Source organism: Streptomyces fagopyri (genome assembly GCF_009498275.1).
Taxonomy (GTDB): Bacteria; Actinomycetota; Actinomycetes; order Streptomycetales; family Streptomycetaceae; genus Streptomyces; species Streptomyces fagopyri.
In genome coordinates this window covers 1,107,453-1,127,078 of sequence record NZ_CP045643.1, presented here as the reverse complement: position 1 = coordinate 1,127,078, position 19,626 = coordinate 1,107,453, and the positions used below count along the sequence as shown (strand labels likewise).

Annotated in this window: 18 protein-coding genes and 1 pseudogene; 7 read left to right on the top strand and 12 right to left on the bottom strand. The window is 72.3% G+C overall.

Going from position 1 to position 19,626, the window contains the following annotated elements:
• The first annotated feature begins 210 nt into the window (after positions 1–210).
• Positions 211–2,042 (top strand): annotated as a pseudogene (locus GFH48_RS04770) (hypothetical protein).
• Here the strand turns inward: GFH48_RS04770 and GFH48_RS04765 are convergent.
• The 8 genes from GFH48_RS04765 to GFH48_RS04730 all read right to left on the bottom strand — a co-directional run bounded on the left by GFH48_RS04765 (position 1,972) and on the right by GFH48_RS04730 (position 9,026).
• Positions 1,972–2,673 carry a nucleoside/nucleotide kinase family protein gene (locus tag GFH48_RS04765; protein ID WP_153287050.1) on the bottom strand — a complete coding sequence of 234 codons (702 nt, stop codon included), beginning with the start codon at positions 2,671–2,673 and terminating at the stop codon, positions 1,972–1,974. The pseudogene GFH48_RS04770 and the gene GFH48_RS04765 sit on opposite strands and share 71 nt — an antisense overlap.
• Positions 2,670–2,987 carry a DUF6191 domain-containing protein gene (locus GFH48_RS04760; protein WP_153287049.1) on the bottom strand — a complete coding sequence of 106 codons (318 nt, stop codon included), beginning with the start codon at positions 2,985–2,987 and terminating at the stop codon, positions 2,670–2,672. Before GFH48_RS04760 ends, GFH48_RS04765 begins: the two co-directional genes overlap by 4 nt.
• Before the next feature lie 134 nt (positions 2,988–3,121).
• Positions 3,122–4,372 carry a serine hydrolase domain-containing protein gene (locus GFH48_RS04755; protein ID WP_153287048.1) on the bottom strand — a complete coding sequence of 417 codons (1,251 nt, stop codon included), beginning with the start codon at positions 4,370–4,372 and terminating at the stop codon, positions 3,122–3,124.
• Between the two features lie 162 nt (positions 4,373–4,534).
• Positions 4,535–5,815: a CAP domain-containing protein gene (locus GFH48_RS04750; RefSeq protein ID WP_153287047.1), complete on the bottom strand. Its 1,281-nt coding sequence runs from the start codon at positions 5,813–5,815 to the stop codon at positions 4,535–4,537.
• A gap of 73 nt (positions 5,816–5,888) precedes the next feature.
• A complete protein-coding gene (locus GFH48_RS04745) occupies positions 5,889–6,200 on the bottom strand; it encodes a DUF1232 domain-containing protein (protein ID WP_153287046.1) in 312 nt (103 codons plus the stop codon).
• 105 nt (positions 6,201–6,305) lie between these two features.
• Positions 6,306–7,223, bottom strand: coding sequence for an MBL fold metallo-hydrolase (locus tag GFH48_RS04740; RefSeq protein WP_228120365.1), 918 nt, complete (start codon positions 7,221–7,223; stop codon positions 6,306–6,308).
• A gap of 50 nt (positions 7,224–7,273) precedes the next feature.
• Positions 7,274–7,651 carry a hypothetical protein gene (locus GFH48_RS04735; RefSeq protein ID WP_153292720.1) on the bottom strand — a complete coding sequence of 126 codons (378 nt, stop codon included), beginning with the start codon at positions 7,649–7,651 and terminating at the stop codon, positions 7,274–7,276.
• Between the two features lie 451 nt (positions 7,652–8,102).
• Positions 8,103–9,026, bottom strand: a complete 924-nt coding sequence (locus GFH48_RS04730; RefSeq protein ID WP_153287045.1) for a MurR/RpiR family transcriptional regulator — start codon at positions 9,024–9,026, stop codon at positions 8,103–8,105.
• Positions 9,027–9,316: 290 nt separating this feature from the next.
• Here GFH48_RS04730 and GFH48_RS04725 point away from each other — a divergent pair, with 290 nt between their 5' ends.
• Positions 9,317–9,562: a hypothetical protein gene (locus GFH48_RS04725; RefSeq protein ID WP_153287044.1), complete on the top strand. Its 246-nt coding sequence runs from the start codon at positions 9,317–9,319 to the stop codon at positions 9,560–9,562.
• A gap of 266 nt (positions 9,563–9,828) precedes the next feature.
• Positions 9,829–10,812, top strand: coding sequence for an aldo/keto reductase (locus GFH48_RS04720; protein WP_153287043.1), 984 nt, complete (start codon positions 9,829–9,831; stop codon positions 10,810–10,812).
• Positions 10,813–10,923: 111 nt separating this feature from the next.
• On the opposite strand, the gene GFH48_RS04715 is transcribed toward GFH48_RS04720, so the two are convergent.
• Positions 10,924–11,625 (bottom strand): DUF2238 domain-containing protein, encoded by a 702-nt coding sequence (locus GFH48_RS04715; protein WP_194280493.1) that lies wholly within the window; start codon positions 11,623–11,625, stop codon positions 10,924–10,926.
• A 301-nt stretch (positions 11,626–11,926) separates the two neighbouring features.
• Between GFH48_RS04715 and GFH48_RS04710 the strand changes: the two genes are divergently transcribed.
• Positions 11,927–12,655: a TetR/AcrR family transcriptional regulator gene (locus GFH48_RS04710; protein ID WP_228120362.1), complete on the top strand. Its 729-nt coding sequence runs from the start codon at positions 11,927–11,929 to the stop codon at positions 12,653–12,655.
• Between the two features lie 4 nt (positions 12,656–12,659).
• Positions 12,660–13,832: an FAD-dependent oxidoreductase gene (locus GFH48_RS04705; RefSeq protein WP_153287041.1), complete on the top strand. Its 1,173-nt coding sequence runs from the start codon at positions 12,660–12,662 to the stop codon at positions 13,830–13,832.
• Positions 13,833–13,878: 46 nt separating this feature from the next.
• Here GFH48_RS04705 and GFH48_RS04700 read toward each other — a convergent pair whose 3' ends face one another.
• Entirely contained in the window at positions 13,879–14,898 is a 1,020-nt protein-coding gene (locus GFH48_RS04700; RefSeq protein WP_153292718.1) for a hypothetical protein, read from the bottom strand.
• Between the two features lie 317 nt (positions 14,899–15,215).
• On the opposite strand from GFH48_RS04700, the gene tgmA reads away from it, so the two are divergent.
• Both tgmA and tgmB read left to right on the top strand, forming a co-directional pair.
• Positions 15,216–15,407: a putative ATP-grasp-modified RiPP gene (gene tgmA, locus GFH48_RS04695; RefSeq protein WP_148008417.1), complete on the top strand. Its 192-nt coding sequence runs from the start codon at positions 15,216–15,218 to the stop codon at positions 15,405–15,407.
• A 15-nt stretch (positions 15,408–15,422) separates the two neighbouring features.
• Positions 15,423–16,364 carry an ATP-grasp ribosomal peptide maturase gene (gene tgmB, locus GFH48_RS04690; protein WP_153287040.1) on the top strand — a complete coding sequence of 314 codons (942 nt, stop codon included), beginning with the start codon at positions 15,423–15,425 and terminating at the stop codon, positions 16,362–16,364.
• 168 nt (positions 16,365–16,532) lie between these two features.
• On the opposite strand, the gene GFH48_RS04685 is transcribed toward tgmB, so the two are convergent.
• Together GFH48_RS04685 and GFH48_RS04680 are read right to left on the bottom strand one after the other, a co-directional pair.
• The gene (locus GFH48_RS04685; protein ID WP_228120360.1) at positions 16,533–18,170 is read right to left on the bottom strand and encodes a serine/threonine protein kinase; all 1,638 of its coding nucleotides are present in this window, start codon (positions 18,168–18,170) and stop codon (positions 16,533–16,535) included.
• A 208-nt stretch (positions 18,171–18,378) separates the two neighbouring features.
• On the bottom strand, positions 18,379–19,596 hold the full coding sequence (locus GFH48_RS04680; protein WP_153287038.1) for a 4-hydroxybenzoate 3-monooxygenase: 1,218 nt from the start codon (positions 19,594–19,596) through the stop codon (positions 18,379–18,381).
• Positions 19,597–19,626: the final 30 nt, after the last annotated feature.

Below are 19,626 nucleotides of genomic sequence, written 5' to 3'. Positions count from 1 at the left end.
ATCCACCGGGATGACGGGACAGCCCTCAGCCGCGGGCTGCCGTCATCTCCCGCGCCCTCCGGAGGGGCGGCATCCGCCGGCGTCCTCGTCCCCCGGCGCGATGTTCGCCGGGCCGACACCGTTCCCGCGGTCCCCGCTCATCCGTTTCCGCACCTTCCGGAAGAGACTTGACGCAGGGACCGGAGACCTCCGGAACGAAGGGTCGATCGCATGCATCTCCCCTACCAGCGCGGCCGGTTGCACGATCTCCCGGACGATCCCGCCGCGTACGACACCGTTCTCGCCGCCGTCACCGAGGAGGCGCCGGCCCGCCTCACCCCGGACGGCAACCTCGAACACCCCACGGCCGTCACCGACATCGGCGACACGTCGCTCGGCGTCACCTCGCTGCTGGCGCTCGCCTGGCAGCGCACCGGGGACCCGCGCCTGCCGGAGGCCGTCCGGCGCGGTCTCGCCTTCCATCTCCGCGAGCGCGTCTTCACCCGCGACAATCCCGGATACCCCAACCTGAGGATCCGTGACTCCGGGCTGCCGTACGCCCGTTACGTGCTGGAGGAGGGCGCCCACCCCGTGGGCGACTGGCCGAGTACCGTGTGGGCGCTGCTCCAGGCGGTCAACGTGCTGGATCTGGCCGAAGGACTCGTCGACGACGTACCCCGCGGCGAACTGCGGGACGTGGCCCACGGGTACTGGCGCCGGCTGACCGAGGCGACCTTCTTCAACCCGCAGGAGGCCGGCAACCAGGCCATCGGCTGCGTCGTCGGCGGCCTGATGCTCGCCCGTCATCTCCCGCTGGCGGAAGGGGAGTCGGTCCGGTCGCACGCGATGCGTCTCTACAGCGACGAGATCCGCGCCCGGCGCGTCCGCGACCGGGGAGCCCTGCTGCCCCCGGAGCACGGCGGAGCCTACGACAACAACTACGGACCGATCTCCCTGTCCTTCCTCGCCCAGGCCCACCGGGTCAGCGGAGAGCCGGTCTTCGCCGAGGACGGTGACGCGCTCGCCCGCTACCTCGACGCACGGCTGACGACGGGCGGGTTCGACCTCGGCGGTCCGCGCTACAGCGAACAGCACTGCGGTTTCGAGGCCGTTCTCGGCCTGCGCCGCTTCGGCGGCCGGATCGGCGCCGACCTCGGCCGCTACTGGGGCGACACCCGCTGGGGACGGCACGCGACCGGCCCGGACGGCGCCGTGGACGGGCACTTCGCCTCATGCTGGTCTGGCAGATCCAGGACACGGCCCGCTGGCACCGCACGCCCAGGACGGCACCGGTACGCCGTCAACTGCGCACGGGCACCGTCTCGGTGGCGTTCGACGACCGGATGACGCCGTCCCTGGTCGAAGCGGCGGGCACCTATCTGCTGCCCGCCGCCGTGAACCGCCGGCACGGCTTCGGGCCGGTCCTCGACGGTTTCCTGCTGAGCCGCCCGATGGGCGAGGTGCGGGTGCGCGACCTGGAGAGCGACGGGCTGACGGCCAAGCTCGTCAGCAAGCCCGTCGTCACCCGCGACCACGTCCTGCGCCACGTCAGATCCCTGTACGTCACGGACGGCGCCGGCCTGTGGACCACGGTGGCCGTCGAACGCCTGGACGGGGACCCGTATCTGCTCGCCGGAATGCCGTACGCCGCCGACGACGGCGACCGGGTCCGCAGGGTCGCGTCGGCGGAGGTGGCGTCCGCCGGCACCCTTCGGCTGACGCACCCGCGTACCGGGGGAGCCGACCGCTTCGACGCCCGCGCCCGGACCACCCAGGAGGAGACGGCCTTCGCCCTGGCCGCCGACCCCCGGGGCTACGGCAACCCCGACGAGGGCTGGCACCACCTGGTCGCCTCCACGGCGTTCGAGGCCGGTCCGGTTCCCGGCGCCCCGGAGGACCTGCATGTCTTCGCCGTGCGCTACGGATCCCCGGGCCCCTTCGCTCCCGTCGTGGAGCGCGCGCCCGAAGGGCTGACGATCCGCACCGAGGCGTTCACCGCACTGATCGGGAATCCGGCGGGCGATGCGCGAGGGGTGCCCGAGACACGGATCCGGAGGCGGTGACCCCGGCGCCCACGACCAGATCGGCACGGGCCCGCACGGCGGCGACCAGGTCGGCGTTGCGCTGGTCCGTGCCCAGCACCCAGGCCACCGCCGCGTCGTGGTCCTTGCCGAACTCCTCGTGGCGGGCGACGAGACGGCGTACGCGTTCGGTCTCGTCGAGTTCGCAGAACCAGACCTCGTCCAGCCGCGACCGTACGCGCTCCCACACCGGGTCGCGCAGGAGGAGGTAGTTGCCCTCGGTGATGATCAGGCGGGCGGTGCGGGGGACCGGGACGGCGCCCGCGACCGGCTGCTCCAGGGTCCGTTCGAAGGCCGGCGCGTAGACGATGTCGTCGCTCTCCTCCTCGTCGCGCAGCCGGCGCAACAGCGCCGCGTACCCCGCCGCGTCGAAGGTGTCGGGAGCGCCCTTGCGGTCCCGGCGGCCCAGCCGTTCCAACTCGGCGTCCGCGAGATGGAACCCGTCCATCGGCACGTGCGCGGCCCAGCCGGAACCGCCGCCGTTCAGCTCCCGGACCAGCCGCTCGGCCAGCGTCGTCTTGCCCGCTCCGGGACTTCCGGCGATGCCGAGGACCGCCCGCCGGCCCGGCCGGACGAGGGACGCGGCCCGCTCCAGAAGGTCGTCGAAGGTCATGAGCGGCCCCCGGGGCGCACGATCGCCTTACCGGCGTCGAGATCGACGGTCGTACGGTGCGCGGGCGCCCCGTCCTCCTCGTCGTCCCGTATCACCAGGGCCGACCGTCGTTCCTTGAGCTCGTGCTGTTTGCCCGGGGAAAGACTCGCGTGCAGTTGCTCGAAGCCGGTGGCGGATATCTGCCCCTGCCGCGCGCTGTTGCGCCAGGGCAGCAGGCCGGCCCGTCCGGCCCGCAGCAGCGCCTGGTCGGCGAAGGCCGCGAGGGTCAGGACAAGGACGAGTCCCGGCAAGGTCATGAAGACGGCGAATCCCATGCCTCCAGTATCGGGCGCGGACACGGGAACCGGCCGATCCTGCTTCTGCCGGACCTGGGACGAACCGTGCCGAACCGGGGCAACCCGGGCGACGGGTGCGGCCGGCCGGAGCCGGCCGGCCGCACCCCGGCACGTCAGTCGCGGGCGACGTCCGGTGCGATGTCCTCGTACCGCTCACCGGGGGTGGCCGACGGCGCCGAGGCGCGCCGGGTCGCCTTGGACGACTTGCCGCAGAACGCGGATTCCAGGGTGCCCGCCATGGTGGTCAGCACGGCGGCGTTGTTCGAGGTGTTGGCGAGCGAGGTGACGCTGCGCTTGCCGTCCTTGGAGGCGAACGCGTACGTGTAGTAGCCCTGCACGGTGCCCGTGTGCCCGTACACGGAGACCCCGCAGGACAGGTCGCGGCGGCGCAGACCGAGGCCGTAGCCCTGGGTGCTGCTGACGGTGGTCCACTGCTGCATCTGAGCGAGTTGCGCGGCGGACATCAGCTGTCCGGTCATCAGGGCGGAGAAGAACGTGTTGAGGTCCCGGGTGCTGGAGATGATCGCGCCCGCGCTCTGCGCCCAGGACACCGTCTGCGCGGTGGAGTCGACGAGGGCCGCACCGGCCGCGTCGGGGGTGAGATAGCCGTTCGCGTGGGTGCCGGCGATGGCGGTGCCGGGGTGCACGTAGGAGGTGTCGGTCAGACCGAGGGGTCCGAAGACGCGGTTCTGGTACTCCGTGGCCACCGGGTTCCCGGTGAGCTTCTCGATGAGCATGCCCGCGACCACGAAGTTGGTGTTGGAGTACGAGTAGGCCGCCCCCGGCGCGTTGGTGAGCGCGTGCTTGAGGGACAGGTCTACCAGGTCCTGGTAGCTGAAGACCTTGTCGCGGACGGACTCGAAGCCGGGGACCGTCTGCGCGAACATGTCGTTGGTGTAGTCGTAGAGTCCGCTGCGGTGACTCATCACATGGCGCACGGTGATCCTGTCGTCGGGCAGCAGCCCGGGCAGATACGTGTTCACCGGGGTGTCCAGGTTCAGCTTTCCCTCGTCGACCAGCTGGAGCAGGACCACGGCGGAGAAGCTCTTGGTGACGCTGCCGACGCGGAACCGGTCGGCCGTGGTGATGGCCCGCCCGGTGGCCCGGTCGGCGACCCCCTCGGACAGCTGGTGGACGGTGCCCGCGTCGTCGACCCGCACCATCGCGCCCGGCGCCCCCTGGGCCAGCGCCGACCGCAGCACACTCCGCAGTCCGGCGTCGTCGGGCGCGCCGAGCCCCGCCGCCGCGACGCTCGCGACCCGTCCGGAACCCGGCGCCCCGGAGGCCGCCTGCGCGGGGACCGCGACGAGGGACAGCAGTACCGCGCCCAGCGCCGTACCCGTGCCCACCGATCCTGAGACCATCTGATTCTTCTCCCGACTCTCTCCACCGGGTTCGTCCGCGGTGCGGACGTCCGGCGCGAACCGTGCCGCGGACGCGGCGTCGACACCCTCTCTACGCGCCGGACCGGCCCGCGGGTTGCATGGCACGGAGGGGAATCCGAAGGTGCGTCAGAAAGAGGGCGGTCAGGCGCCGAAGAGCTGGGTCCAGTACGTGCCCGCGTCGCCGCCGCCCGCGAAGCCGACGCCTATGTGGGTGAAGCCGGGCCCGAGGATGTTGGCCCGGTGCCCGGGGCTGTCCATCCATCCTCGGACGACCTCGGCCGGGGAACGCTGGCCGCAGGCGATGTTCTCGCCGATCGTCCGGCGCGTGGAGCCCGCCGCGGCGGCCCGGTCCCAGGGCCGGCCGCCCTCGGGAGAGGTGTGGGAGTAGAAGGCGCGGGCCACCATGTCGTCGCTGTGCGCCTGGGCCGCGCCGGTGAGCGGCGTGTCGGGGAGGAGCGGCGGCAGGCCCTCGCCGGCCCGCTCGGCGTTGGTCAGGGCGATCACCTCGCGCGACGTCCGCGCCAGACCCTCGGTGCTGAACGGCCGCGCCCACAGAGCCGTCCAGTACAGGTCTCCGGAACGGGGGTCGGCGACGTACGCGAGGCCCGTCTGCGTGTACGCGCCGTCGTACAGGGTGGCGCGGGAGCGCTCGCCGGTGAGGCAGTACTCGACGAACTCGCCGGGTGTGCGCGGGCCGGAGACGAGGTGCTCGCCCACGGTGAGATACGCGTATCCCGCGGCCGTGACGCGCTGGTGGACCGAGGTCCCGTCCGCGCTCCGGGAAGCGAGGAGCCCGCGGGCCGCCATGTCGGAGGCGTGCGCCCGCGCCGCGGCCGCGAGCCGCGCGTCGAGCGACACGGGCGGTGAACCGGCCGCGGCGCGCACGGAGTTCACCAGCTCCAGGAAGCCGTCCGGGTCGGGTGCCGCGACCGCGGGGGCGTCGTCCTCGGTGACGTCGACGCCGAAGTCCCGGGCGATGCCGGCCAGGCCCTCCGCGTATCCCTGGCCCAGGGCCCGCAGCTTCCACTCCGTGCCGCGCCGGTAGATCTCGGCGAGCAGCAGTACGGTCTCCCGCCGCGGGCGGGGGGGAGTGAAGCGGGCCAGGGCGCGCCCGCCGGGGCCGGTGACGAGCAGGGTGGGAGCGGGCAGCCGGCCCAGTGGTGTGCCGGGGTCGGCGGGAGTGACGAGCACGGTGACCCGGCTCGCTCCGGAACGCAGGCCCGGCGGGTCGACCGTGAGGCTCTCACCGGTGAGCCGGGCGCCGGGCACCGCGAGCTGGTTGTAGAAGACGAAGTCGGCGTCGCCGCGCACCTTGCCGGTGTCGTCGGTGATGAGCGCCGACACGTCGAAGGGACCCGGCACCCGGATCGTCAGGGTGCCGGCCGGCAGGGGCACGTTGCCCCCGGGAACCAGTTCGCTCATCGTGCCCCCGTCGACGTGGCGATCGCCGCGGACCTCCGGCGCGGGCGTCCACGCCCTCGGGCCGCCCGTCCCGTCAACGTCCGGTGCGCGCGGGAGGGTTCCCGGATTCGTCGGCGTCGAGCAGCTCCGGGCGGCGCAACGAGCGCAGGGCCAGCAGGAGTACGCCGATGTCGTCCAGGTAGATCGGGTCGGGCAGCAGGTCGGTCGGCAGCAGCAGATAGGCGACGGCGCCCCAGAAGACCCAGCGGGAGCCGGTGGGGAGTCCGGCACGCCGCAGATCGCGTCGCGCCCGTACGAGCCGGGTCAGGAGCACGATCGCCACCGCGAGCGCGACGGCACCCAGGACCGCGACGACGACGATCACTGTCCATGCCGTGGAATCCATGGGTCCGTCCAGAGGTCTCGGCGGGAAGTTCCGTTTCTCCCTGTCGTCTTCCCGTCCACGGCGTTCGTACCGCCCCCGGTTCCGCCATGTGCGGGTCGGCTGCCTCTACGCGCCGTCCGGTGCGCTCCCGGGCAGGTCAAGGCGGCAGAGGACGAAGTCGTCGAAGGCATGCCGGCCCGGCCGGTCGCCGACGCTGCGGATGGCGGCGCGGATGTCGCGCAGTTGATCCGTCGTCATCTGCAGGGGCGGTTCGTCGGGCTGGTAGGTGGTACGCACGGGATAGTCCTGGCCCGGTCGCCGGGTCATCTCGATGTGACAGCCCAGCACATGGGTGACCGGCCGGTCGGCGCAGAAACCGATCAGGCGGTCGACGGTGCGGGTGAAGGCCGCCCAGTCCTCGATGTAGAGCCGGCCGGGGTAGACGGTGTCGCCGGTGAGGAGGAAACCGGTCCAGGGGTCGAAGTACGTCACCGAGGCCGCGTGGTGCCCGGGGGTGGCCAGACACTCCAGGACCCGGCCGCCGAGGTCGACGCGGGCGACGCCGTCCGGGTCCCGGTCGAACCCGAAGAACGCCCACGCCTCGTCGAGGGCCGCGCCCACCACCCGGGTGCCGGGGCGGTCATCGAACTGCCCGTCCCCCGCGACGTGGTCGCCGTGCGGGTGGGTGTGCAGCACCAGCAGTTCGTAGTCGTCCCGGGGAGCACGCGTGGCCGACCGGTCCCGCATCAGCGCGTCCACCACCCGCCGCAGGGGAGAGTGCGCGGGCGAGGCCGTGGCACCCGTGTCGATGAGCACGGCCCGCGCCTCGCCGAACAGCAGGAGCAGGAAGGGCGCCTCGTGGTCGACGGCCATGTTCTGCCGCAGGATCACCGTGTCCGCGTCGTAGGCGTGCACCTGGAGGTCCGGGTCCGTGTTGTGCTTGGCCGACGGCGATCCGTGGATCCACCGGACATCGAGAGCCGGTGCCGCGGCGGTCCGTCTTGCCGCGCCGGTCTCCACGGCCCTGGGCCTCTGTGCGTCCACGACGTCTCCCGGTGGTCGTCGCCCCGGTGCCGTCGCCCGGACCCGGGGTCTCAGTTCCGCGTGGCGCCGCTGTCCGTGAGCGCCTGGGTGACGGCTCGGACGCTGCGGGCGATATGACTGAGCTGCAGAACTTCGGCAGCGTACATCTTGATGGTGTGCTCGATCACCGACTCGTGCAGGCCGAGGGCGGGCAGCTCGGAGCGGGCGGTCTGCAGGGCCGTACGGGCGACGCGTATCTCGTGCTGCACCTGGATCTGCGCGTGGCGGGCGAGCAGGACGGGGTGCTTCATCAGGGTCGGATAGCTCGCGTAGCGGGCCGGCACCAGATCGCGCAGCCACTTGATGGCCGACCGCTCCCAGTCGAAGCTGCCGGGGGTCTTGACCTGGCACGGCCAGTCCGAGGTGATCGGTGAATACGTCAGGGCCATGTTCATCGCTTCCGGGTTACGTCGGCGGCAAGGGTGGTCAACGGTTCTGGGGCGGCCCCGGTCCAGGGGAAGGCCGGGGCCGCCACCGCGGACCCCGTTCGCACGGAGCCCGTCCGATCACCCGGAGCCCGTTGCGGGTAGGAGCGGACGGCCCCGGATGGTCGTGGGACGCGACCCGGAGGCCTCCTGGTCGCGATCCGCGAGCAGTATTTATATATACCGGCAGTTACGCAAGGACATGAAAAAATTCATGCGCGATATGGTGCGATAGATCCCGTGATGCCGCGGTGAGGGGTGGTACGGGGGAGGTGCCGGCGTCCGGGGAGGTGTGGGGACGGGGACGGACGGGCTCGGGCCGACCGCGGGGGTCGCGGTGCCCGCGGCCGGTCCTTCGGGGGGAGCGGGTGCTGTTCGCGGTCGGTCCTCCGGGAGGAACGGGCGCTGTTCCGCGTCAGTCCTTCAGGAAGAACTGGTGCTGTTCGGCGATCTGCTCGTACTCCTCCAGGCGGGCCTGTGTCCGCTCCGGATCGGCGTCGGTCATGGCCTGGAGCAGCGCGGCCGACATCACCACGGGCGCGGCGTAGGAGTCGAAGACGAGCCGGGAACCGGTGCCGACGGTGAAGGTGACGTCGGCCTCGTCGGCCAGCGGTCCGAGCGCCAGGTCGGTGATCAGGGCCACCTTCAGCCCGGCGCTGCGCGCGACCCGCACGGCGGTGAGCGTCTCCTGCGCGTGCCGAGGCATACCGAACGCCAGCAGCCAGGTGCCGCCCGCCTCGCGCGACTGGAGCAGTGCGTCGTACGCGACGCTGCCGCCGCGGGTCACCACCCGTACGTCGGGGTGGATGCGACGCGCCGCGTAGGCGAAGTACTCGGCCAGCGACACCGAGATGCGCAGTCCGAGAACCGTCAGCGGTGTCGACTGCGAGAGCGCGCGGCCGAGTTCGATGACCTGGTCCGGGTCGGCGAAGTCGCGCCGCAGGTTCTCCAGGTTCTCCATCTCCACGTCCACCGCCGCCTGCAGCTCGTTGCCGCGGTCCTCGGCGGGCGCGCTCGGGGTGCTGCCCAGTGTCTTGAGCGCGATGGCCTGGAGCTTCTCGCGCAACGCGGGGTAACCGCTGAAACCGACCGCCGCGGCGAAGCGGGTCACGGACGGCTGGCTCACCCCGACGCGCTCCGCGAGATCGGTGATCGACAGGAAGGCGGCCTCGGTGATGTGCTCGATCAGGTACTGGGCGATGCGGCGCTGCCCGGGCGAGAGGCGAGGCCCGTCGAACAGTTCCCGGAGCTGGGACGTGGGCGCCGCGCCCGCCTCCGGAGCCGATTTTCCCGACGTGATCGCGGACGCCTGCGCGCGCGCCTGCTGCGGCGATGGCACCGATGTGCCTCCTTCGTGTCCCACGAGAACTCAACATAGCTCACGGACCGTGCTCGCCCGGGCGGGGATGACCACGCGCAGTAGCTCACCGCACGCGGGGAGAGGCGCGGCACGGTTCACGAACCGGGCGGTCGGTACCGTCCGGCCGGGGATCGCGGACCGCCGCGGCGGCCTCGCCACACGGGGATCGTACGTGGCCGTGAACTCGGCCTGGGTCGCGCGAAGTTGACGATCGGCCATGGACGCCGCGCGACGGAGGAGTTGAGGATGGGAATCCCCGTCCGTAGGAGTTGTTCACATGCGTAGACGACGCCTGCCGGCCGGCGGTGCCGCGCTCGCGGCTGCCGCCTCGCTCCGCCCCGACGACGCCCGCGCAGGCCGCTCCCGCTGCGGTACCGCCGAGGCTCGGGGACGCGCCGCCGCTGCCTTCGAGGAGCGAGGCCATCGCGGTCCTGGGGCGCGTGGCCGACCTCTGGATCGCCGCGCACCCGGACCCCGGCGACAACGGCTGGGCCAACGCCACCTTCTTCGGCTGACCGCCCGCCCTCCACCGCAGGGCCGGCGACGCGCCACCTCGCGTACGCCCGGTCCTGGGCGGAGAGCGGCACGCGCCTTCCTGCTGGCGGGCACCGAACTGGCCCGGCTCACCACGGGCTGACCGCGGGCGCACCGCCCCGGGGCGGCACCCCGGGGCGGCGCGTCCGGGACCGGCGGGCGCACCGGCGACGACCCGGCGCGTCGGCGAGGGCCGTCGAGGGGCCGGGGTGCCGCCGCTGTCCCCGGGGGATGACAGACTGATCACATGGACGAGCGTGAATTCGGCAGGTCAGGTCAGAAGGCGTCGGTCATCGGTCTCGGCACGTGGCAGCTCGGCGCCGACTGGGGCGATGTGAGCGAGGCGGACGCCAGGGCGGTGCTGGAGACGGCGGCGGAGTCCGGGGTGACCTTCTTCGACACCGCGGACGTGTACGGCGACGGACGCAGCGAGCAGACGATCGCGTCCTTCGTGAGCGGCCGTCCCGATCTGCATGTGATGGTCGCGACGAAGATGGGCCGCCGGGTCGAGCAGATCCCGCAGAACTACGTCCTCGACAACTTCCGCGCGTGGAACGACCGCTCCCGGCGCAATCTCGGCGTGGACCGCGTCGACCTGGTGCAGCTGCACTGTCCGCCGACCCCCGTCTACTCGTCGGACGAGGTGTTCGACGCGCTGGACACCCTGGTCGAGGAGGACCGGATCGCCGCGTACGGGGTGAGCGTCGAGACCTGCGACGAGGCACTGACGGCGATCGCCCGTCCGAACGTGGCGAGCGTCCAGATCATCCTCAACCCGTTCCGCATGAAGCCCCTGCGGCAGGTTCTTCCCGCGGCCCGGGAAGCGGGCGTCGGCATCATCGTCCGGGTTCCGCTGGCCTCCGGTCTGCTCTCCGGCAAGTACACCAAGGACACGGTGTTCGCGGCTGACGACCACCGTACGTACAACCGCCACGGTGAGGCCTTCGACCAGGGCGAGACGTTCTCCGGCGTCGACTTCGTGACCGGTGTGGAGGCGGCGGCCGAGTTCTCCGCCCTCGCTCCGGAAGGCTGCACCCCGGCCCAGCTGGCGCTGCGCTGGATCATCCAGCAGCCCGGCGTCACCACGGTGATCCCGGGAGCGCGTTCACCCGAACAGGCGCACGCCAACGCGGAAGCCGCGAAGCTCCCGCCGGTGTCGCGGGAGACGCTGGACGCGATCGACGAGCTCTACGACCGCCGGATCAAGGAGCAGGTGGAGGGCCGCTGGTAGCGGGCGGCCACAGCCCCGACCGGGACGCCGATCGTCACCTCGCGCAACGAGGGCGGCGGTCGGCGTCCGGCGTGTCCGGGAACGGGCGCGATGCGTACGGCAGGAAGCCCGTCAGTGGGCGTCCCGACCGGGTCCCCCGCCGCGGAGCGCGTCGAGCTGCCGGTCGTGCGCCCGGCTGAGCAGCACGACGGAGAGCGTGGCCCCGATCAGCGCGCAGAACATGTCCCACTGGGTGTCCCACACGTCGCCCTGGGTGGCCAGGAAGGCGTCCGCCGAGTGGCCGCCGATCACCGCGGCCGCCCACTCGAACAACTCGAAGAGCGCGCTGAAGGCCAGACACGCGCACACGGTCAGCGGCGCGAGCCAGCGGCTGCCGCGCAGCGGTGAGGTGCGGTTCAGCACCTCCCGCACCAGGACAGCGGGCACGAACCCCTGCATGAGGTGACCGAACCGGTCGTACGGATTGCGGGAGAGCCCGAGCTGGTCCCGTACCCAGTCGCCGACCGGTACCTCCGCGTACGTGTAGTGGCCTCCGACGGCGAGGACCAGCGCGTGCGCCGCCAGCAGACAGCACAGCAGGTCCGTGAGCGGGAAACGGCGCCGGAACAGCACCGCGAGGGGCAGCCCGAGCAGCACCCACACGGTCTCCAGCAGCCAGGTGGTCCGGTCGTGCGGGTTCCAGGCGGAGACGGCCAGGCCCGCGAGGACGAGCGCGACGAGCGCCGCCGGCAGGACCCGTCGCCCGGCACCGTGCCGCGGCAGACCCTCGGACGCCGGGCGGCGGGAGAGCGAGGAGGGGCGAAGTCCGTTCATGGGTGGGCTCCTTGGTCCGGGTCGACCCATCGTGCTGGAGCGGGGGAGCGAGGGCATGAGTACGCCTACTCAACCGGGGCGGGAGAACGAGGTCCCCCCGGACGCGCCCCGGACACCACCCCGGACGAGCTCCGGCCCGTCGTTCTCGTCCCGCTGCTTTCGTCCCGTCGTTCTCGTTCCGTCGTTCTCGTCCGGTCGACCGTTCGCGAGTGCGACCGTACGGCGCGGCGGCGGTCGCGAGAATCACGAACATGTTCGTCACGTACTTGTTCGCAACGAACATGTTCGTTACCTTGGAGAGGTGACAGCGCACCCCGCACCCCGCCCCAGCCGTCGAGAGCGACCGGCGAAACCGGCCCTGACCAGAGAAGGAATCGTCGAGACCGCCGTCGCTCTGATGCGCGCCGAGGGCCTTCGACGGGTCACCATGCGCCGCCTGGCACAGGAGCTCGACACCGGCCCGGCCTCGCTCTACGTCTACGTGCGCAACACCGCGGAACTGCACGCGGCCGTGCTCGACGAGCTCCTCGGCGCCGTCGACCTCGGCCCGGCCCGCGTGGACGGCGACTGGCGCGACCGGCTCGTCCAGGTGCTGACCTCCTACACGGCCGTCCTGTTCGAGCACCCGGGCCTGGCGCGCTCGGCCCTGGTGTCCCGCCCGTTCGGCGACCGCTACCTGGACCTGCTGGACGCACTGCTCTCCCTGATGAGCGAGGGCGGCATCCCCCGGGAGCGAGCGGCCTGGGCGGTGGATCTGCTGCTGCAGTTCGCCACCGCGACGGCCGCCGAACACGCTCCCGGCGAGAAGGACCCCGCCGACGCCGAGGGTGAATGGGCCGCTCTCGCCACCGCACTGCACGGCGCCTCGGGCGAACGGCATCCGCACGTCACCGCCGCCGGCGCCGAACTGCTCTCGGGGCCGGGTGAGGCCCGTATGCACTGGGGCTTCCAGGTGCTGATCAGCGGAATCCTGCACACCCCGAGGCACGGGACGTCCGACACGTCCCGGCCGACCCTCCCGAAGGAGTAGCGACATGTCGATCCATCACCCCATCGCCGTTGTGGGCGCCGGTCTCGGCGGCCTCACCCTGGCCCGCGTGCTGCACCGGAGCGGCATCGAGGCCGCGGTCTTCGACCTCGACGCCTCGCCCACCGCCCGCGCGCAGGGCGGCATGCTGGACATGCACGAGGAATCCGGACAGGCCGCGCTGCGTGCCGCCGGCCTCCACGACGCCTTCCGTGAACTCATCCACGCCGGCGGCGAGGCCATGCGCATCCTCGACAAGGCGGCCGTCGTCCACATGGAGAACGACGGCGAGGGCGGAGGCCGGCCCGAGGTCAAGCGAGGCGCGCTGCGCGACCTCCTGCTCGGCTCACTGCCCCCGGGCACCGTCCGCTGGGGCGCCAGGGTCACCGCCGTACGGACCCTGGACGACGGCCGGCACGAGGTGACACTCGCCGACGGGGAGACGTTCACCGCCGATGTACTGATCGGCGCGGACGGCGCCTGGTCGAAGGTGCGCCCACTGGTCTCGGACGCCACCCCGGTCTACTCGGGCCTCTCCTTCGTCGAGGCGCACCTCGACGACGCCGACACCCGGCACCCGGCGGGCGCCGCCCTCGTCGGCCAAGGCCTGATGTTCGCCCTCGGCGACGGCAAGGGCTTCCTCGCCCACCGTGATCCCGACGGCTCGCTGCACGTGTACGCCGCCCTGCGGACGCCCGCCGACTGGGCCACCTCCGGCCCCGTCGACTTCACGGCGACGGCGGCGGCGAAGGCGGCCCTGCTGGAGCACTTCCCCGACTGGGACGAGCGGCTGCGCGGGCTGGTCGCCGACGCGGACGGAGAGCTGGTGCCCCGGCCCGTCCACGCGCTGCCGGTCGGCCACCGCTGGGACCGTACGCCGGGCGTCACCCTGCTCGGCGACGCCGCGCACCTGATGTCCCCCTTCGCCGGCGAGGGCGCCAACCTCGCCATGCTCGACGGCGCCGAACTCGCGACGGCCATCGCCGCCCACCGGGGCGACGTCGAGAAGGCGCTGAAGGTGTACGAGGAGGCGCTCTTCGTCCGCAGCGGGGCGGCGGCGGCCGAGTCCGCGGACAACCTCGACCTCTGCTTCCGGCCGGACGCGCCGCGCCCCCTCGTCGACCGCATGACGCACTACCTCGTCCAGGACCAGCCGGGCCGGCCGGGGACCGCGTCCTGATCCGCGCCGCCGCCGTAACCGGTGCCGTCTCCGGCGCCGGCTCGGGTCACTCCCGCGGTGCCGCGCCCCGAAGTGCCGTGATGCAGACGCCGATCGCCTGCTGGAGCTCCTCCAGGCGCTGCACCATGTCGTCCTCGTAGATGTCGTCGGCGTCGTCGAAGGTCAGCTCCTCGAAGACCTTCGTGGCCCGCTGCAGACTGCTGTAGAACTTCGTACGGCGTTCCTGGACCCGCAGTTCGGGATCCGCCTCGACGGTCTCGACGACCAGGCCCTTCATCGTGTCGTAGGCCTCGGCCGCCCACTCGCCCGTGCCCTCGCCCTCGTCCAGCTCGTCGAGGAGCGACAGATGGCGCTCGGCCTCCGAGCGGAGCTCGGCCGGGGCGTCGAGGGTCTGCCCCGCCGGTGTCCTGATCTGCCCCTTCTCGGCGATCTGGCGGACGTAGCCGATCCGGTCGGCCGCCCTGGTCTCGGTGGCCACCGCCTTCTTCAACTCGTCGGTGCGCGCGATGTCGCGAGCCAACTCGGCCTGGAGCGCCGGGTCTTCCTTCACCCGGTCCAGGAGCGCGGTCCGGGCCGCCTGCGCCGTTGACGGGTCGGCGAGGATCGCGGCCCGCAGCGCGGTGGGATTCTCGGCCACCTCCAGCGCCTTGGTGGGGCGGATGCCCTCGGCCTGCGCCGCCTCGGCGATGGCGCTTCCCCGTTCGGAGGACGCGCTGGAGCGTGCGGAATAGTACGTCAACCACGCGTCCACGCCCGGCAGTTCGATCTCCTCGCCCGGGACGAGAACCTCGAAGTGCGGGACGAGACCGTCGTCCGCGGCCTTGTCCCACGCCTTGTAGTAGCGCATGACCCGCTCGGGTGAGCAGGCGGCCAGCCCGGCGAACTCCTTCGCGGACACCTTGGGGGTCTCACCGGCGGACTGCCCGCCGGGACGCACACTGCGCGCCACCTTCAGGGCGAAGGCCCAGCCGCCGGTGCGCGCGTAGGCCCCGAAGTCGCGCGCGTCACGGGAGACGGCGTCCTGTGCGTCAGGTGAAACGGCGACGGCGTCCCGAGCGTCCTGCATGTCGTGCGTGTTCTGCACGTCGTGCGAAAGGGCGTCCCGCGTGTCGGGGCGTGCGGCGGATTCTGCGGTGGGGACGAAGGATGCGGTCACCGGGAACTCTCCAAGGTAAGTGCGGAGTTAAGATCACAGAGAATGAAGCTTTGGCCGTAGGTTTGGCCGGATCAAGCAGACACACAAGCAACAACGGAATCAAGTAAGCCTGAAACGACGCGATGTGACGCTGTTCACCCCGATGTGGCGCAAAGTGATGAATTCCTTACAGTCATCACACGTAGGGGAGGGGGCAGTGCATCGTGAGACCGGCGGGAGGATCCATCGTGCGACCGTTCACCCTCAACTACGCCTTGCCCACAGGGCACTCGGCCGCTGTACCCCCGTACCACTTCGACGTGTCCCTGCAACTGAACGTGCTGCCGGACGGCCGGCCGGCCGTCAGCGACCGCGCTCTCCTGATGGCGACCGGTACGACGACATCCACCGCCGGTTCCCAGACGCACTTCGACGACTGACGGCCACCCAGCCCGATGACGGTACTGATTCTCACGGCGGAGCAGGACGTCACCGCCGACATGGTCGTGGCCAGGCTGCACGAACAGGGCGTGCCCATGGTGCGCCTGGACCCCGCCGACGTGCCGGGCAGGGCCGTCCTGTCCGCGGACTACGCGCACGGCGACTTCGACGGTTACCTCTCGGTCAACGGCCATGTGCTCAGCATGGGCGGCCTGCGGTCCGTGTGGGTGCGCCGTCCGGGGGAGCCCGCGGCGCACGCTCCGGAGCCCTCGCCCTGGCTGACCGCGGAGACCCGGCAGGCGTTGTTCGGGATGCTCTACTCCGCCCCGACCCGCTGGATGAACCACCCGCGCCGGGCCGAGCAGGCCCGGCACAAGCCCTGGCAGCTGAGGGTGGCGCACAGCAGCGGGTTCGCGGTGCCGCCGACCGTCATCACGACCGCGCCGCGGGTGGCGCAGCAGTTCGTCGAGGAGTACCGGCAGGTGGTGGTCAAGTCCGCCTCCGGGCCACCGCCCGGCGAACCTCCGGTGGCGCTGCCCACCACCCTGATCGGCCCCGACGCGGACTTCTCCGGTGTGGCGGCCGGACCCGCGCTGCTTCAGCAGTACATTCCCAAGCGCGCGGACATCCGGCTCACCTGCATAGGGGACCGTCTCTTCGGTGCGCGTAAGACCGCCGTGGCGGGCCAGGTCGACGGACGCTTCGGTGAGACCGGGCACGCCTGGGAGCCCGTCGCGGTACCGGGGCGCATCGCCCGTTCGGTCCAGGAGTACACGGCCTTCACCGAACTCGCCTACGCGGCCTTCGACTTCGCCGAGGACGAGGAAGGAGTGTGGTGGTTCCTGGAAGGCAACCAGGGCGGGCAGTTCGGCTTCATCGAGCTGGAGACCGGCCAGCCCATCTCCGATGCGGTCGCCCTGTGGCTCTCCCGGCGAAGACCGGCCGACCGCCGCTGACCACGGGCGCCCCACACCCGCGTGCCGGGTGAGGGCGGCACGGGACCGGGCGGCGGACCGGAGGGGGATCAGGCGACGGACCGGACGGAGGATCCGGCGACGGACCGGACCGGGGGCCGGGCGTACGACGGGGCACGGACCCGGCGGGCCGGCCGTGGCCGTCCGGGATCATCCCGACGTGTACGTGAACGTCCGCAGGAACGTGTCCAGTGCCCGCCGGTTGGCGGCCGAGTCCCAGTCGTCCGCCGGGGTCGTCCACCGCAGGGAGAACCCGCGCGTGTCGCCGACGAGGAAGCCGCGCCCGAACGTGTGCTCACGGACCCCGTCCGACGTGGAGAGCCACTCCATGTCCGCGCCCCGGTAGCCGCGATAGTCGACGGAACGGATGCCACCCACCCGGGCGTAGTCGATGGAGTCGTCCCGCAGAGAGGTGTCGACCTCGGTCCAGACCGCGACGGGGTCGGAGGCCAGCCGGGTGCTGTAGGTGACGGTCAGGGTGCGCGGGTCGCCGCTCGCGCCGAGCAGGACACGGTAGGACAGGTCGTCGGACCGCTCGGTCCGCAGGGGCGCCCAGCCCTGGGGGAGGTCGACGCCGAAGCCCTGGGGCGCGGTGAACCGGAAGAAGCCGGCCGGCGGATCCTCCCGGGCGGTGCGGGACGGGGAAGGGGAGAGGGAGGCGGACGGGGACGAGGAGCGGGACGCCGGGGACGAGGGGGTTTCCCGGGGGTCCGTGCCGCCGGCGGTGGCGGCGGGGGAGGCCGTCGGCCGGCCGGGGGCGGAAGGGGAGGGCGCGGGGCCCGACGCGGACGTGTCGCGCTCGGACAGGCCGCCCGCGGCGGCGAGACCGGCGAAGCAGACGACCGTCACGGCCAGTGCCCCGGCCAGCAACACCGGCCGGCTGACGGATCGTCCGCCGCGCGTCCGCCCGGGACCCGGCGCGGCGAGGCCGGACTCCTCGAACAGCGGCGGCGTCCCGGCCGGTTCCATGTCGTCGAGCTCCGTCCTGAGGATGCGGGTGAGCGCCTCCCGTACGACCGACTCGGGCACCCGCTCCACCGGATCCCGGCGCAGGAGCCCCTGGATGGCCGGACCGAGCGGCCCGGCGTTCAGCGGAGCCCGGACGGGCAGCCGCTCCACGGCACGGAACGTCGCCTCGAGACTGCCCCGGTCCCGGATGACCGGACGGCCCTCGACCAACTCGTACATGAGCGCGCCCAGCGCCCACAGATCGGTGGCCGGTCCGCCGCCCTCACCGCGGACCTGTTCGGGGGAGGCGTACGAGGGCGCCGTGACGCGGGGCGAGCCGGCGGCTCCCATCAGCCCGAACCCGCCCACCGAGATCCCGCCGAACTCCTCCACCCACACCTGACCGGGACTCAGGTCGCCGTGCGTGAAACCCTCCTGATGCGCGGCGCCCAGGACATCGAGCAGATCGAGCCCGATGCGGGCCGTCCTGACGTGGTCGACGGGGCCGTGCCCGAGGAGTGCGGTCAGAGGGACGCCCGCCTGCCGCGCGGTGACCGTCCACAGGAAATCGTCGTCCTCGACGACGTCGACGACGACGGCCACCCGCCCGGGGCAGATCAGACCCAGCGCCTCGGACTCGCGGGTGATCCGCACGGCGGTGCGCAGCCCGGCCTCCTCGCGCAGATGGTCGGGGCGCCGGGACCGCGTCAGGGTCACGAGCCGCCGGGACTCGACGTCCTGGCCGTTCCAGCCGTCGCGTCCCTCCTCCTGGTGGACGACCTCCAGGAGCCGGTATCTTCCCGCGACCGGCTCGTCCGTGGAGACTTGCACCTTGATCATGGCCATCCCTCACTGCACACCGGGCACTCACCTTTCCCGTTGGTACGGCGGGTGTGACGGTGGGTGTTCAACGGCGGACGGTTCCGGGGTCCTGTTTTTCCTGAATTTCTTTCATGTAGCGCACATGTACGAACAGTTCGGGCGCGCCCTCCCGCGAGCGCGCCCTCCCGCGGGGCCGCCGAGCCCCCGTCCGGCCCCCGGCGGCCGTTCAGCTCGCCGTGTCCTTGCCGATGTACGACGCGGCGAAAGTGGCCGCCGCGGCGGGGGATTCCAGGATCCGCCGCAGCCGGGCGCGCGCGGAACCGGCCCGGAAGGGATCGCCTGAGGACGGTCCGTGCAGCAACTCGGCCAGCCACTGCGAGAATTCCTGGTACTCCCAGACCCGCCGCAGACAGGCCGCCGAGTAGTCGCGCAGCCCGCGGTCGTCCCCCGTGCCGCGGTACGCGACGAGGGCGTCCGCCAGCAGCAGGGCGTCGTGCAGGGCGAGGTTCATGCCCTTCGCGGCGATCGGCGCCACGAGGTGGGCGGAGTCGCCCGCCAGGAACAGCCGTCCGTACGTCATCGGTTCCACGACGTAGCTGTGCATGTCGAGCACGCGCTTCTCGATCAGCCGCCCCTCGGTCAGCGCCGGTGCCCCGGCCACCGCCAGCCGGGCGTGCAGCTCCGACCACACGCGGTCGTGCGACCAGCGCTCCGGATCCTCACCCGGTGCCACCTCCAGGTAGTAGCGGGTGACCTCCGGACCGCGGGCCATATGAGCGGCGAACCCCCGGGGGTGGACGCCGAAGACGACGCAGTCGCTGGACGGCGGCGCCTCGGCCAGCAGCGCCAGCCAGCCGACACCGTAGTCGTGACGGGCGACGGTGCCCCGACCGGGCGTCACACAGGAGCGGGTCACTCCGCGAGCTCCGTCGCAGCCGGCCACGAACTCGCAGTCGACACGCCGCCGGTCGCCCGTGGCCGGATCCGTGTACAGCACCGAGGGCCGGTCGCCGTCGAGACCGTGCAGGGCCACGTCCCGTACCCCGAAACGGATGTCGCCGCCCCGCACGTCGGCGTACTCGCGCACCAGATCGGTCACCAGCAGCGGCTGCGGATAGACGAAGTGCCGCTCCCCGGTCAGCTCGGCGTACCGGAAGCGATGACGTGCGCCGTCGACGCGGAACTCGCACGCGCTGTGCGCCTGCGCCCGCTCCACAAGCCGGTCCGCGAGCCCCCGCTCGCGCAGCGCCCGTACCGCCCACTCCTCGATGAACCCGGCGCGGGGCCGCCGCTCGACGAACGCCCGGCTCTCGGTCTCCAGGACCACACAGCCGACGCCCGCCGCCCGCAGGACGTTCGCGACGGTGAGTCCGGCGGGCCCCGCGCCGATGACGACGACCGGGACCCGCCGCGCCGGCGCCGAGGCGGGGGAGGGCTTGATCATCCGTGCATTATGTCGGTGGCCGGACAATCT

Bases quoted from the DNA above. Each gene is read 5' to 3' on its own strand.
- GFH48_RS04765 (WP_153287050.1), bottom strand. From the start codon at position 2,673: ATGACCTTCGACGACCTTCTGGAGCGGGCCGCGTCCCTCGTCCGGCCG.
- GFH48_RS04760 (WP_153287049.1), bottom strand. From the start codon at position 2,987: ATGGGATTCGCCGTCTTCATGACCTTGCCGGGACTCGTCCTTGTCCTG.
- GFH48_RS04755 (WP_153287048.1), bottom strand. From the start codon at position 4,372: ATGGTCTCAGGATCGGTGGGCACGGGTACGGCGCTGGGCGCGGTACTG.
- GFH48_RS04750 (WP_153287047.1), bottom strand. From the start codon at position 5,815: ATGAGCGAACTGGTTCCCGGGGGCAACGTGCCCCTGCCGGCCGGCACC.
- GFH48_RS04745 (WP_153287046.1), bottom strand. From the start codon at position 6,200: ATGGATTCCACGGCATGGACAGTGATCGTCGTCGTCGCGGTCCTGGGT.
- GFH48_RS04735 (WP_153292720.1), bottom strand. From the start codon at position 7,651: ATGGCCCTGACGTATTCACCGATCACCTCGGACTGGCCGTGCCAGGTC.
- GFH48_RS04720 (WP_153287043.1), top strand. From the start codon at position 9,829: ATGGACGAGCGTGAATTCGGCAGGTCAGGTCAGAAGGCGTCGGTCATC.
- GFH48_RS04715 (WP_194280493.1), bottom strand. From the start codon at position 11,625: ATGAACGGACTTCGCCCCTCCTCGCTCTCCCGCCGCCCGGCGTCCGAG.
- GFH48_RS04705 (WP_153287041.1), top strand. From the start codon at position 12,660: ATGTCGATCCATCACCCCATCGCCGTTGTGGGCGCCGGTCTCGGCGGC.
- GFH48_RS04700 (WP_153292718.1), bottom strand. From the start codon at position 14,898: ATGCAGGACGCTCGGGACGCCGTCGCCGTTTCACCTGACGCACAGGAC.
- tgmB (WP_153287040.1), top strand. From the start codon at position 15,423: ATGACGGTACTGATTCTCACGGCGGAGCAGGACGTCACCGCCGACATG.
- GFH48_RS04685 (WP_228120360.1), bottom strand. From the start codon at position 18,170: ATGATCAAGGTGCAAGTCTCCACGGACGAGCCGGTCGCGGGAAGATAC.
- GFH48_RS04680 (WP_153287038.1), bottom strand. From the start codon at position 19,596: ATGATCAAGCCCTCCCCCGCCTCGGCGCCGGCGCGGCGGGTCCCGGTC.